Below are 12,904 nucleotides of genomic sequence, written 5' to 3'. Positions count from 1 at the left end.
GGCGCATGTCTTCATTCGGTAAGTGGTGGGGCCGCCTCAGCGCGGTCTTCGGTGCTGTCGTACTCGCGGTCTTCGTGCCCGTCGCGGCCTGGGCGTCCACTGGCACCGGCGAGATCGTGGTCGAAGCCGCACGGCGGCGCAGCCGGGGCGGCTTCGGGGTGCTCCCACTGCTCTGCTGCCTGGTGGTGGTCGCGATCGTCGTGTTCCTGGTGCTGCGTCTGATGCGCAACCGCCGGGGTGGCCCCCCGCGCTGAGCCAGGAGCAAGGGGATCGGTCGGGTCACCGGCGGCCGGGTCCCGGCCCGCCGCCGGTGCTCACACCGCCAGTGCCGCGATCGCCTGGGACAGGAAGCGCGCCGTGGCCTCCCGGGTGCCGTCGCGCCTGACGCGGATGCGCTCGGCGGCGGTGACCAGCAGGGTGCGTACCTTGGCATGCCCCTGAGGCGGCGGCGCCGGCGCCGGCCCGAGCAGGTCGGCGATGCTCTCGCCGAACTCGGCGGCACGTCGCTGGGCCGGGTCGGTGATGCTGCCCTCGGCGTAGCGGCGGACCGCGGCACTGGGGTTCAGCCCACGCTCGTGGCCGAGAAGGGCGCCAACCTCACCGTTGTTGGTCAGGAAGTTGATCACGTCGGCGACCGTGTCCGGGTGTCTGGTGCCCCGGAACGCCGCCCAGTACATCGACGCCCGCGCCCACTGAGCCCCCGGCGGGCCGGGGAAGCCGACGATGCCCAACTCGGACTCGGTGAGTCGCTGCAGCTCCGGTAGCTGGTGCGACCAGGCGAAGGACGCCGCCGTCGCCCCGCTCACCACCAGTTGCCGGGCCGGCTCACCACTGTCGGCCTGCTCGACCAGGGCCGCGCTCGGCGTGGCCCGGTCCTTGCGGGCCCGCTGCCACAACTCGAACCACGCGATCAGCTCGTCCGCGCCGAAGCCGAGCTGGTTGCCCCGGTAGAACTCGCCACCCTGCGACCGCAGCCAGAGCCAGAGCGCCCGGTAGTCACCCGACCCGTCCATGGTGCCGGCCACCCGGCCGTCACTCGTCTCGGTCACCTGCGTGGCCCAGGAGATGTAGTCGGGCCAGCTCACCCCGGGGCGTGGCTCCGGCAGCTCCAACTCCCGCAGCAGGTCCCTGTTGAAGACCACGACGGCGTGGGTCTGCCCGGCGGCCACCGCCATCGTTCGCCCCTCCACAGTGCCGTAGCGGATCAGACCCTCCGGCAGGCCCCGAAGATCCAGGCGGTGGTCGGTGAGGTCGAGGACCACCTCACGCTTGGTGTACTCGGTGAGCATCGCGTCGTCGATCTGGATCAGGTCCGGAACGTTCCCGCCGCCCGCCTGGGTGGCCAGCCGGTCGTAGTAGCCGTCCGCGCCCTGCCAGGTGACCCGGAAGGTCACCCGGGGATTGCGGTCCGAGTAGAGCCGCAACGCCTTCTCGGTCAGCTCGGCCCGCTTGGTGCCACCCCACCAGAAGACCGACAGCTCGACAGGCCCGTCCTCGGTCGAGGTGGCGGCGCCGTCGCTGCATCCCGCCAGCCCGCCCGACGCGAGCAGAGGTGCGCCGAGCAGCGCGCCGAGCAGACGGCGCCGGCCCGGGTCGGCACCGAGGCGGTCGAGCGAGGGGCGAACAACGGGCACGGGGCTCTCCTGGACCTACGGGGGTGGCGGTCGGACCATTCACGCAGGCAGCGCACGAAGGTGTCAACGTCCGTCCGGTCACCCTCCGCCGGGTGGTCGAATCAGGCACCCCACAGACGCGTGGTGTACTAGGGCGCGTGGAACTTCTGCACTCGGGCAAGGTTCGGGACGTCTACGCCGACGGCGACGACCTGATCCTGGTCGCCTCGGATCGCATCTCGATCTACGACGTGGCGTTGCCGACGCCGATCCCGGACAAGGGCCGCCTGCTCACCGCACTCTCGCTCTGGTGGTTCGAGCAGCTCGCCGACCTGGTGCCGAACCACGTCATCTCGGCCACCGACGTGCCCGCCGAGTTCGCCGGACGGGCCATCCGCTGCCAGCGGCTGGAGATGCTCCCGGTCGAGTGCGTGGCTCGCGGTTACCTGACCGGTGGCGGCCTGCGGGAGTACGAGCAGACCGGCGCCGTCTCCGGCATAACACTGCCCCGAGGGCTCGGCGAGGCGTCGATCCTCCCCGAGCCGATCTTCACCCCGTCGAGCAAGGCGCCGGCCGGCGAGCACGACGAGCCCATCACGTACGACGACGTCGTCGACAAGGTGGGCCAGGCCACCGCCGAACGGCTCCGGCAGATCACCATCGACATCTACCGGCGCGGCGCCGAACTGGCCGCCGACCGGGGCATCCTGGTCGCCGACACCAAGATCGAGCTGGGCTGGGCGCCGGACGGCACCCTGGTCCTCGCCGACGAACTGCTCACCTCCGACTCGTCGCGGTTCTGGCCCGCCGAGTCGTACCAGCCCGGGCGGGTGCAGTTCTCCTACGACAAGCAGTACGTGCGGGACTGGGCCACCGGCAGCGGGTGGAACAAGCAGGCCCCCGCCCCCGGCCTGCCGACCGATGTGGTCGAGGCGACCCGGGCCCGCTACGTCGAGGTCTACGAGAAGCTCACCGGCAACCGCTGGGACTGACCGGGACACCGCGCCTTCACCGCTCCCGCCTGGCGCGCGTTCGTGACGCGGGTCCGCACTAGCCGCTGAGGTCAGTCCACCCAGTCGAGGGTGCGCTGCACGGCCTTGCGCCACTGGCGCAGCTCCCGATCGCGCAGGTCCGGGGCCATCGCCGGCTCCCACTGCGCGTCGGAACGCCACTGCGCCCGCAGGGTCGCCAGATCCGGCCAGAAGCCGACCGCCAGACCGGCCGCGTACGCGGCGCCCAGGCAGGTGGTCTCGGTGATCCGGGAACGGACCACCGGCACGTCGAGCACATCGGCGAGGAACTGCATGAGCAGGCCGTTCGCCGTCATCCCGCCGTCCACCCGCAGCCGGCGCAGCGCCACGTCCGAATCCGCGTCCATCGCGTCGACCACCTCGCGGGTCTGCCACGCCGATGCCTCCAGCACCGCACGCGCCAGGTGCCCCTTGGTGATGTAGCCGGTCAGACCGGCGATCACGCCGCGGGCGTCACTGCGCCAGTGCGGGGCGAACAGCCCCGAGAACGCCGGCACCACGTAGCAGCCACCGTTGTCGTCCACCGTGCGGGCCAACTCCTCCACCTCGGCGGCCGTGGAGATCAGCCCGAGGTTGTCCCGCAGCCACTGCACAAGTGAGCCGGTCACCGCGATGGCGCCTTCCAGGGCGTACGCCGGTGGTTGGTCCTTGATCCGGTAGGCGACAGTGGTGAGCAGGCCGTGGGTCGACGGCACCGGCGTGGCGCCGGTGTTGAGCAGCAGGAAACTGCCAGTGCCGTAGGTGCACTTCGCCTCGCCGGGCTGGAAGCAGGTCTGCCCGAACAGGGCGGCCTGCTGGTCACCGAGCGCACTCGCCACCGGCACACCGGCGAGCACTCCGCCGGCCGTGCCGTACACCTCGGCGGAGCAGCGGATCTCCGGCAGCATCGCCGCCGGCACCCGCATCGCGTCCAGCAGGTCCGGTGCCCAGTCCAGTGTCGTGAGGTCCATCAGCATCGTCCGGCTGGCGTTCGTCACGTCGGTGACGTGCTCGCCGGTCAGCTTCCAGATCAGCCAGCTGTCCATCGTGCCGAAGAGGACCTCGCCGCGCTCGGCGCGCTCGCGCAGACCGTCGACCTCGTCGAGCAACCAGCGCAACTTCGGCCCGGCGAAGTAGGTGGCCAACGGCAGGCCCGTGCGGGCCCGGAACCGCTCTTCGCCGTACGCCGAAGCAAGCTCGCGCAGCAGCGGCCCGGTCCGGGTGTCCTGCCAGACGATGGCCTTGGCCACCGGGCGGCCGGTGGCCCGGTCCCAGACGACAGTGGTCTCCCGCTGGTTGGTGATGCCGACGGCAGCCAACCCGGACGCGTCGGTGCCGGCGGCCCGCAGCGCCTCGGCGACCACCTGCTCGACGTTGTCCCAGATCTCCTCGGCGTCGTGCTCCACCCACCCCGGCCGGGGAAAAATCTGCCGGTGCTCGCGCTGCGACACGGCGACGATGTCCCCGGCCCGGTCGAAGACGATGCACCGCGAGGAGGTGGTGCCCTGGTCGATGGCGGCGACGTACTGGGGGGTCACCGCAGCACCGTACCCGGACGGCGGCGCGGCGCGACAGGCGTCACGGCGGGTGGGTTCCGGCCCGCCGCCGTCGGCGGCCACCTCCTTCGCCTACGATGTGCGAACGTGCGCGACATCGCAGTATTCAGTGGAACCGCCCATCCCGACCTGGCTGCCGAGATCTGCGCCCACCTGGGGGTGCCGCTGCACCCGGTGCGGGTCTCCCGGTTCGCGAACGACTGCCTGGAAGTCCAGTTACAGGCCAACTGCCGGGAGCGGGACGTCTTCCTGATCCAGCCGCTGGTGCCGCCGGTCCAGGAAAACCTGGTCGAGCTCCTGCTGATGATCGACGCCGCCCGGGGTGCCTCCGCCGGCCGGATCACAGTGGTGCTGCCGCACTACGCGTACGCCCGGTCGGACAAGAAGGACGCGCCACGGATCTCGATCGGCGCCCGGCTCGTCGCCGACCTGCTCACCTCGGCCGGGGCGGACCGGGTACTCGCGATGACCCTGCACTCGCCTCAGGTGCACGGCTTCTTCAGCGTCCCGGTGGATCACCTGCACGCGCTGCGGGAACTGGCAACCCACTTCCGGCGGTACGACCTCAGCAACACGGTGGTGGTCTCGCCCGACCTGGGCAACGCCAAGGAAGCCGCAGCCTTCGCCCGGCTGCTCGGCACGCCAGTCGCCGCCGGGGCGAAACAGCGGTTCAGCGACGACCTCGTCAAGATCAGTGCGGTGATCGGCGACGTGACCGACCGGGATGTCATCGTGCTCGACGACGAGATCGCCAAGGGCAGCACGGTCGTCGAGCTGATGGAGCACCTGCGGGGCCTCAAGGTCCGGTCGATCCGACTCGCCTGCACCCACGGACTCTTCTCCGGCGACGCCTTGCAGCGGCTCAGCGACCAGGACGGCGTCCTGGAGATCGTCTGCACCAACACGGTGCCCATCCCGACCGCCAAGCGGGTCCCCAAGTTGCAGGTCCTGTCGGTCGCCCCAGCCCTGGCCGAGGCGACGCGCCGAATCCACAACGGCGAAAGCGTCTCCGCCCTCTTCGCCTAACCTGTTCCGCCCGCGTCGGCGCCTCCGCCCCGCCCTGCCCGCGCCGTGCTGCGTTGCGTTGGCGTCTTCGCCCTGCCCGCGCCGTGCTGCGTTGCGTTGGCGTCTCCGCGCTGCCCCGGGCTGCGTCGGCGCCTTCGTCCTGCCCTACCCCGCGCCAGCGCCTCCGCGCTGCCCGCCCTGCCCGCTCCCGTCCCTCGCGCCCCATGCCCCCGGCGCCCCGCCGATCTTGCAGGTTCGGTTGTCGAAAAGTCTGGAATGCCTCTTAGGCCGGGACAGAAAGTGCAAGATCGACGCGGGTTCTAGTCGATCATGGAATTGTGGTGCCTGTTTTGGTCTTATTTGTTGACTTTGCCCCCCACCACAACTCCATGATCGGCAGGGCAGGGCAGGGCAGGGCGGGGCGGGGCGCGGGCGGGGCGAGGCGGGGAGGGCGGGGCGGGGCGGCGCGGGGGGAGGGGTTTGGCGAGCGGCCACTTGCCCCTCGAGAGGGTGGGGCGGGGCGGGGGTTTAGCGCGGGGTGGGGTTTTGTCTGGTCAGGCCGGTGGTGATGCGGACGGTGGTGCCGGCGGTGCCGGTCACGACCTCCATCGCGTCGGACAGCTCGCGGGCCAGCCACAGACCCCAGCCGCCAGCGGTGTCCGGGGCTGGTCGACTGCGGTCGCCCAACCGCTGCGGGGTGATCCCGTGCCCGTGGTCGGCGACCTCGCAGACCAGTACTTCCGACTCCTGCCAGAGGCGCAGCCAGCCGCGTCCGCCGCCGTGCCGGACCGCGTTGGTGATCAATTCGTTGATCGCGAGCACGAAGTCGTCGAGTCGTTGGCCGTTCAACCCTGAGGCGTGCGCGCAGGAGGTGACCGAGTGTCGAATCTCGGTCACCTGGGCCTTGTCGAAGGCTTCGGCGATCAGGAGGGCGGGTTCGATGGGCACAACCGTACGCGGTGCGTGCGGATCTGCGTTCGTCATGGGCTCGTCCCGGCAGCGCATCTCGAAGTCTTTCGCGGCTTTTCCACCGTACGTCAGGGTTTCCTGAAGCGCACTCGCTGCCCGCCGTACGGGGGCCGGGTTGTGGCATCCTGACCGCCATGCCGTCGTCGCCGGGTGGGTACGAGGTGCCGCTGTGGCGTGCGCTCACCGTGTTCAGGCTGGCCTCCGTGGCGTACGTCTGCGCGCTCGCGGTGCGCGACGCCGACCGGTACGCCCACCCGTACGCCGTGGGTGCCCTGATCCTGCTGATGATCACCTGGACCGGCGTGACGGCGGTCGGGTACGCCCGGCCGGCCTGGCGGCGTTGGCCGCTGCTGCTGGCCGACCTCGGGGTGGTGTTGGCGATCGTGCTGGCCACCCCGTGGGTGGTGGGCCGGACGGCGCTCACTCAGGGCGTACCCACTCTGGGGGTGGCCTGGATGGCCGGCCCGGTGCTGGCCTGGGCCGTCTCCGGGGGTCGGCGGCGGGGCACAGTGGCCGCGTTGCTTGTCGCCGGCGCGGACCTGGCGACGCGGGAGCGGATCGGCCAGTCCTCGTTCACCGGCGTCATCCTGATGCTGCTCGCCGGAGTGGTGGTCGGGCACGTGGCCCGGCTGGCGGCGAGCGCCGAGGAGCGCCTACAGCGTGCGGTGGAGCTGGAGGCTGCCACCCGGGAGCGGGAGCGGTTGGCCCGGGACATTCACGACTCGGTGCTCCAGGTGCTGGCGTTGGTGCAGCGTCGCGGCGCTGATCTGCCCGGGGAGGCCGGCGAGCTGGCCCGGCTGGCCGGTGAGCAGGAGGCCGCCCTGCGGGCGCTGATCGCCGACGCGGGCCCGGCGGCCGGCGGCCTTCCGGACGGCGGTGAGGCGGTGGATCTGCGGACCCTGCTCGGCCGGTACGCCTCGGCGGCGGTGGCGCTCTCCGCCCCGGCCACTCCGGTGCCGCTGCCCCGGCGGGTGGCCGGCGAGCTGGCCGCCGCGACCGGCGCGGCCCTGGACAACGTGGGACGGCACGCCGGTGGGCGGGCCTGGGTGTTGATCGAGGACGAGGGGGCGACGGTGACCGTGTCGATCCGCGACGAGGGGCCGGGCATCCCCGACGGACGGCTGGACGAGGCGGCCGCCCAGGGGCGGCTCGGGGTGACCCAGTCGATCCGGGGTCGGGTGGTCGACGTGGGTGGGACGGTACGGATCGTGTCCGCCCCCGAGGCCGGGACCGAGATCGAGCTGAGCGTGCCGAGGTGACAGCGGCGAACCCGGTCCGGGTGATGGTGGTGGACGACCATCCGATGTGGCGGGAAGGCGTGGCCCGAGACCTGACCGAGGCCGGATTTCTGGTGGTGGCGACGAGCGGCGAGGGGCGACAGGCCGTCCGGGTGGCCGCCGCCGCCCGGCCCGACGTGGTCGTCCTCGACCTACAACTGCCTGACATCTCCGGCGTCGAGGTGATCCTGGGTCTGCGCGCGGCACTGCCCTCCGTCCGGGTGCTGATGCTCAGCGCCAGCGGCGAACAGCAGAGCGTGCTGGACGCGGTGAAGGCCGGGGCCACCGGTTACCTGGTGAAGTCGACTGCGCCCGCCGAGTTCCTGGAGGCGGTCCACCGCACTGCGGCCGGCGAGGCGGTTTTCACCCCCGGCCTGGCCGGGTTGGTGCTCGGCGAGTACCGCCGGCTGGCCGCCGGACCAGGGCGGGGGACCGGCCCGGCCGGCGCCGCCGAACCCGCTACGCCTCAGCTCACCGAGCGGGAGACGGAGGTGCTGCGGCTGGTGGCGAAGGGGATGTCGTACAAGCAGATCGCCCAGCGGCTCGGCCTGTCGCACCGCACCGTGCAGAACCATGTGCAGAACACCCTGGGCAAGCTGCAACTGCACAACCGGGTCGAGCTGACCCGGTACGCCATCGAACGTGGCCTGGACGACTGAGCGGCGTCAGACCGAGCGCGGCGGCTCCGTCTCGTGGATGGCCAGCTCCTCGGCGGTCGCCCCGCCGCCAGCCGATCCGGCGTCGTACGCCACCGAGTCGGTCTCCTGGTCGGTGTGCGATCCCTCGTCGGGTTCCACCAGCCGGCCCACTGTCGCGTCGGCCACCGTGCCGAGCTGACCGTGGTCGTAGAGGGAGACCGGTGAGTTCGGGTCCGAGGTCGGCCCGGGATCCATCACGTCGGCGTCCAGTTGGGCCTCCGCCGCTGCTTCCAGGTTGTCCGCCTCGAACGCGATCTTCGGGTCGATGGTGCCGGCCAGCGGGTCGTCCGCCGGGCGCTCGTAGACCTCGCGGTCGAGCTTGTAGTCCAGTGACTCACCGTCGAGCTGCTCCTCGGCGGTCGTCCCGAACCGGTCCACCGCCACCGGCGTCCGGTCGCCGGGCAGCTGGGCCGGGTCCGGGCCGTCCGCCTCGCGGCCGGTGAGGACGTCGTCGTTGGCTGTCGAGTCGTCATCGGCGGTGTCGGGCAGCCCCTGCGCCTCGGTGTCGGACACGGGGGTCGGGTACTCGTTGTCGCGCATGTCTGATCACTACCCGTTGCCCTGCCGCCGTAACCGGACGAGCTTCGGCGGTACCGCGCCGAACCGGACGGTGGCGGCGAAAGCTCTATCCGGCGGCCTCGTCGTCCGGGTGCAACACACACCACACGACCTTGCCGTCCGGTACGGCGCTGCTGCCCCAGCGGCGGGTGACGGTGTCGATGAGCAGCAGGCCCCGGCCACCGGCCCGGTTCGGCGGGGACATTCCGGCGAATGTCGGCTGACGCGCCGAGTGGTCCCGGACCGCCAGGTGCAGGGTGCTGTCCTGAGGTGCCAGCCGAACCGTCATCGGGGTCCGGGCGTGCGCCACCACGTTGTTGACCATTTCGGTGATCGCGATGCACGCCGGGTCGGTGAGCGTCGGCATGCCCCAGCGCTCGCAACCGGTGGTGACCAGCTCTCGCGCCTGCCGGGCGGCTCCCACTGCCGGGGCCAGTTCGGCGGTGAGCACCGCCGCCAGGGGCGTCGCCGCGACCGCTGCCAGCGCCTCGTCGAGCGTCGGCCAGGCCGGCACGTCGGCGAGCCCGGCGTCGGGGCGGGCGGGCCCGTCGACGGCCGGGTCGCAGAGCAGTAGGTCCGCGGCGGGCCAGTCGGTGACCTCCCGGCGGACGTCGGCGAAGACGCCCCGCCCGGCCGAGTCGACGACGCGGAGACCCGTCACGTCGACCACCACCGGCCCGGGCCGCTGCGCCAGGCGGGTGAGCAGCGCGCCGCGTAGCGCCTCGGCACCGGCGGCGTCGAGCACCCCGGTCAGCCGGACCACCGCTGACGACTCGTCGATTTCCACGAGACAGCTCGACATGATCGCCCCATTGTGCGGGCCGGTGACGGTTGGCGCACGTGGGCGTTCGACATCGGCCATCAGGGGGCCGACCGGGAGCGGCGGTTGATGGCGGCGAGGGTGCCGACGGCGGTGCCGGCGGCGGCGAGACCGAGCGCGGCTGTCATCCGCACCAACTGTCGACGTCGACCGTGCCAGCCACCGTCCTGGCGTCCCTGCGCGTCGGGGTGGAACACATTGCCGCTGCTGTCCAACCGGACGCCCGGGCCGAACTGGGTGCGGTGGGCGTACCAGCCGAGGGTGCGCTCCACGAGCGCGGGCGCCAGCCGCCACTGCAGGCCGATCAGCCGGGCCGCGCCACCGGCGTACGCCTCGCGGCGGGGTCGGCGCAGCAACCGGACGATGGTCTCCGCCACCACCTCCGGCGGGTAGATCGGGGGAGGTGGCACGAGCTCCCGGCCGCTGTGGTTGCCGGTGTGTCGGAAGAACGGGGTGTCGATCGTGGCCGGCAGCACCGTGCAGACGGAGATGTGACCCCGCCCGGTGACCCGTAGTTCCTGTCGGACGGTGTCGGCCAGCCCACGGATGCCGTGCTTCGTGGCGTTGTACGCCGACTGGTAGGGCATGGCGACTTCGGCCAGCACCGAGGCGTTGTTGATCAGCACACCGCCTCCGGCGGCACCCAGGTAGGGCAGGGCCGCCTTGATGCCGTGCACCGTCCCGAGCAGGTTGACCTCGAGCACCCGGCGGAACTCGGCTACCGGGATCTCGTCGAACAGGCCGACGGCGCTCACCGCGGCGTTGTTCACCCAGGCGTCGATGCGGCCGAACTCGGCTGCCGCCTGCTCGGCCAGTCGCCGCACCGACTCCAGTTCGGTCACGTCGGTCGGTACGACGAGCGCCCGACCGCCCAACTCCCGGCAGCGCTGGGCGACCTGTCGGAGGGCCGGCTCACTGCGGGCGGCCAGCACCACGGCGGCGCCCCGGCGGGCCAACGCGTAGGCGGTCGCCGTGCCGATCCCGCTGGACGCGCCGGTGATCACCACTGTCGAATCGTCGAGGCTGCTGGTCAGCGGCATTCCTGAGCGGTACCCCCGGCCGGACCTGGTCACACCGCTGACGGTCTGTTGATCATCGTCGAATCGTGGTGTCGCGCGCCGCGTGTGCTTGTCGTGGCGCAAGTGTCGGTGGCTCTCGCGGGGACTCTTCCTGATCTGCCAGGTTTCGGCTCAGCGTCGCGGGGTTAATGGGACGCTCTGACCGGGAGGACCACCGCCGAGGAAAGATCGCAGGGAGGTGACCCATGCGCGTCGGCCTCGTCTGCGCGCACGCCAGTTCCTACCGCCACGCCGACGGCCCGCCGGTGGGCACCCGACAGCAGATCGAACGGGTCGCCGCCGAGCTGGCCGAGCGAGGCCATGACGTCCGGCTCTACGACCGCCGGTACGACCCGGCGCTGCCGGCGGCGACGAACGTCGACGGCTACCAGGTGCACCAGGTGCCCGCCGGCCCGCCCACCCCACTGCCCACCGTCGAGCTGATCCCGTACGTGACGGAGATCGGCCGTTGGCTGGCCGACGAGTGGTCGGGTGCCTGGCGGCCCGAGGTGGTGCACGGGCACTACTGGCTCGGTGGTCTCGCCGCGGCGCACGCCGTCCGGGAGACCGACGTCCCGGTCGTGCAGACGTTCCACTCGCTCGGCATCGAGCAGCTGCGTCACCTGGGCGGCCACTACGACGGGCCGGGCCAGCGGATCACGCTGGAGCGGGCGTTGACCCGGGCGGTCGACATCGCCGTGGCCCAGTCCAACGACGAGGTCGACGAGCTGACCCGGATGGGTCTGCAACGCAGCTCGGTCGCGTTGGTGCCGGCCGGCGTCGACATCGACCTGTTCCACCCCGACGGCGAGGCGGCACCGCGCGAACAACGACCCCGCATCCTCTCGGTGGGCTCGCTCGCCGCGGGGCACGGCCAGGAGGACCTGATCCGGGCGATGCGGCTCGTCGGTGACGCCGAGCTGGTGATCGCCGGCGGGCCACCGGCCGACCGGTTGGCCAACCATGCCGAGGCGCGGCGACTGCGCGAGCTGGCCGAACAGCTCGGCGTCGTCGACCAGGTACGCCTCGTCGGGGCGGTGCCGCACGACCAGATGGCCACCTGGTACCGGTCGGCGGACGTGGTCGCCTGCACGCCGCACTACTCCTCGGCCGGGCGGGTCTCGCTCGAGGCGATGGCCTGCGGGGTGCCGGTGATCGGCTACGCGATGGGTGGCCTGGCCGACGCCGTCGTCGACGAGGTCACCGGCCGCCTGGTGCCGCCCGGCGACGTGCGGGCCCTCGGAGTCTCGATGCGCCGGCTGCTCGCCGACAACGCCGGCCGGTTCGCCTACGGCCACGCGGCTGTGGACCGGGTACGCAGCAGCTACACCTGGGAGCGCACCGCCGGTGCGTTGGAGCGTCTCTACGAGCGGGTGGTGAGCCGCCGCAAGCCGGTCGAGGCCTGAGTCGGCTGGGACGTGGTGCCGGTCGGTCAGCCCGGTCGGCCGGCACCGACCATGGCGGGGTCCCGACGCCGGGCCACCGAGCGCTGCTGCTGCGGTTCGGCGTACCGGGTCAGGCCGATCACCGCGGCCAGGGTGACCAGGAAGCCGACCGCGGCCAGCCACTCCCGCCCCGGCCAGATCTTGTCGTTGAGCAGCAACAGGCCGACGATCGCGGCCGGCACCGCGCCGGCGGCGTCCATCGCGGCGACCGCGGCGGTCGTCGAACCGCGCTGCATGGCCAGACCGAGCAGCAGCTGACCCACTATCGAGTGGGCGATCAGCAGGTAGAACAGCGGGTCGGCGAGGAACGCCTCGGCGGACGGCGCGGACGCCAGTGGCCGGGCGGCGATGGCGGCCGAGCTGAACGCCAGACCGGCCAGTGATCCGAGGGCCACCGAACCCGGTGCCCCGTGCAGCCGGACGGCGAAGAAACCGAGCACCGCGATCACACCGAGCGCCATCAGAAGGGCGATCGAGCCGGCGGTGCCGAGCTGCTTCGACGGTGCCGGCCGGGCGGACAGCACCAGTGCGGTGATCCCCGCGAAGAGCAGCGCCAGCAGCACCACCTCGGCCGCCGGCAGCCGCCACTTCAGCACCAGCACCCCGAGGATGGCGGTCACCCCCAGCCCGGCGGCCACGCTGGCCTGCACGAGGAACAGCGGCAGGTCCCGCCGGGCCAGGAAGGCGAGCACGAAACCGCCGATCTGACAGCCGAGGCCGATCAGGTACGTCCGGTGCCCGGCGAGGCGCAGCAGCAGGCCCGGATCGAATGTGTGGTGGACGGTGGTGCGGGCCGCCGCCACCGACTGGAGCAGGTTGGCGAAGCCGTACGCGACGATCATCGCCGCGAGGAAACACCAACCGGAGGAGACCACCTGGCGAGGATAGAGGTTGC

General features: G+C 72.1%; 12 protein-coding genes and 1 pseudogene. 6 read left to right on the top strand and 7 right to left on the bottom strand.

Annotated elements, in window-relative coordinates; all coding sequences use genetic code 11:
- Positions 1–5 precede the first annotated feature (5 nt).
- Positions 6–254 carry a hypothetical protein gene (locus ABZ406_RS06010; protein ID WP_357756195.1) on the top strand — a complete coding sequence of 83 codons (249 nt, stop codon included), beginning with the start codon at positions 6–8 and terminating at the stop codon, positions 252–254.
- Between the two features lie 60 nt (positions 255–314).
- Here ABZ406_RS06010 and ABZ406_RS06005 read toward each other — a convergent pair whose 3' ends face one another.
- Complete coding sequence (locus ABZ406_RS06005; RefSeq protein ID WP_357756194.1) at positions 315–1,634, bottom strand: extracellular solute-binding protein; 1,320 nt, start codon at positions 1,632–1,634, stop codon at positions 315–317.
- Positions 1,635–1,771: 137 nt separating this feature from the next.
- On the opposite strand from ABZ406_RS06005, the gene ABZ406_RS06000 reads away from it, so the two are divergent.
- Positions 1,772–2,605, top strand: a complete 834-nt coding sequence (locus ABZ406_RS06000) for a phosphoribosylaminoimidazolesuccinocarboxamide synthase (RefSeq protein ID WP_357756193.1) — start codon at positions 1,772–1,774, stop codon at positions 2,603–2,605.
- Positions 2,606–2,676: 71 nt separating this feature from the next.
- Here the strand turns inward: ABZ406_RS06000 and glpK are convergent, their stop codons facing one another.
- On the bottom strand, positions 2,677–4,161 hold the full coding sequence (gene glpK, locus ABZ406_RS05995) for a glycerol kinase GlpK (RefSeq protein WP_357756192.1): 1,485 nt from the start codon (positions 4,159–4,161) through the stop codon (positions 2,677–2,679).
- Between the two features lie 105 nt (positions 4,162–4,266).
- Here glpK and ABZ406_RS05990 point away from each other — a divergent pair, with 105 nt between their 5' ends.
- Positions 4,267–5,205: a ribose-phosphate pyrophosphokinase gene (locus tag ABZ406_RS05990; protein ID WP_357756191.1), complete on the top strand. Its 939-nt coding sequence runs from the start codon at positions 4,267–4,269 to the stop codon at positions 5,203–5,205.
- 507 nt (positions 5,206–5,712) lie between these two features.
- Here the strand turns inward: ABZ406_RS05990 and ABZ406_RS05985 are convergent.
- Positions 5,713–6,168, bottom strand: a complete 456-nt coding sequence (locus ABZ406_RS05985; RefSeq protein WP_357756190.1) for an ATP-binding protein — start codon at positions 6,166–6,168, stop codon at positions 5,713–5,715.
- Between the two features lie 119 nt (positions 6,169–6,287).
- Here ABZ406_RS05985 and ABZ406_RS05980 point away from each other — a divergent pair, with 119 nt between their 5' ends.
- Positions 6,288–7,412, top strand: coding sequence for a DUF5931 domain-containing protein (locus ABZ406_RS05980; protein ID WP_357756189.1), 1,125 nt, complete (start codon positions 6,288–6,290; stop codon positions 7,410–7,412).
- Between the two features lie 23 nt (positions 7,413–7,435).
- Positions 7,436–8,089, top strand: a complete 654-nt coding sequence (locus ABZ406_RS05975) for a response regulator transcription factor (protein WP_357756334.1) — start codon at positions 7,436–7,438, stop codon at positions 8,087–8,089.
- A 6-nt stretch (positions 8,090–8,095) separates the two neighbouring features.
- On the opposite strand, the gene ABZ406_RS05970 is transcribed toward ABZ406_RS05975, so the two are convergent.
- The 3 genes from ABZ406_RS05970 to ABZ406_RS05960 all read right to left on the bottom strand — a co-directional run bounded on the left by ABZ406_RS05970 (position 8,096) and on the right by ABZ406_RS05960 (position 10,546).
- Positions 8,096–8,668, bottom strand: coding sequence for a DUF5709 domain-containing protein (locus ABZ406_RS05970; RefSeq protein ID WP_112583682.1), 573 nt, complete (start codon positions 8,666–8,668; stop codon positions 8,096–8,098).
- A gap of 85 nt (positions 8,669–8,753) precedes the next feature.
- Positions 8,754–9,488: an STAS domain-containing protein gene (locus tag ABZ406_RS05965; RefSeq protein WP_357756188.1), complete on the bottom strand. Its 735-nt coding sequence runs from the start codon at positions 9,486–9,488 to the stop codon at positions 8,754–8,756.
- Between the two features lie 59 nt (positions 9,489–9,547).
- Positions 9,548–10,546: an SDR family oxidoreductase gene (locus ABZ406_RS05960; protein ID WP_357756187.1), complete on the bottom strand. Its 999-nt coding sequence runs from the start codon at positions 10,544–10,546 to the stop codon at positions 9,548–9,550.
- Between the two features lie 224 nt (positions 10,547–10,770).
- Between ABZ406_RS05960 and ABZ406_RS05955 the strand changes: the two genes are divergently transcribed.
- Positions 10,771–11,970: a glycosyltransferase gene (locus ABZ406_RS05955; protein ID WP_357756186.1), complete on the top strand. Its 1,200-nt coding sequence runs from the start codon at positions 10,771–10,773 to the stop codon at positions 11,968–11,970.
- Here ABZ406_RS05955 and ABZ406_RS05950 read toward each other — a convergent pair.
- A pseudogene (locus ABZ406_RS05950) lies at positions 11,928–12,851 on the bottom strand (hypothetical protein). The gene ABZ406_RS05955 and the pseudogene ABZ406_RS05950 overlap by 43 nt on opposite strands.
- Positions 12,852–12,904: the final 53 nt, after the last annotated feature.

The organism is Micromonospora sp. NPDC005710 (genome assembly GCF_040630995.1).
Lineage (GTDB): Bacteria > Actinomycetota > Actinomycetes > Mycobacteriales > Micromonosporaceae > Micromonospora.
Note: the sequence above shows the minus strand (reverse complement) of the source record. Positions and strands in the feature narration are given on the sequence as shown.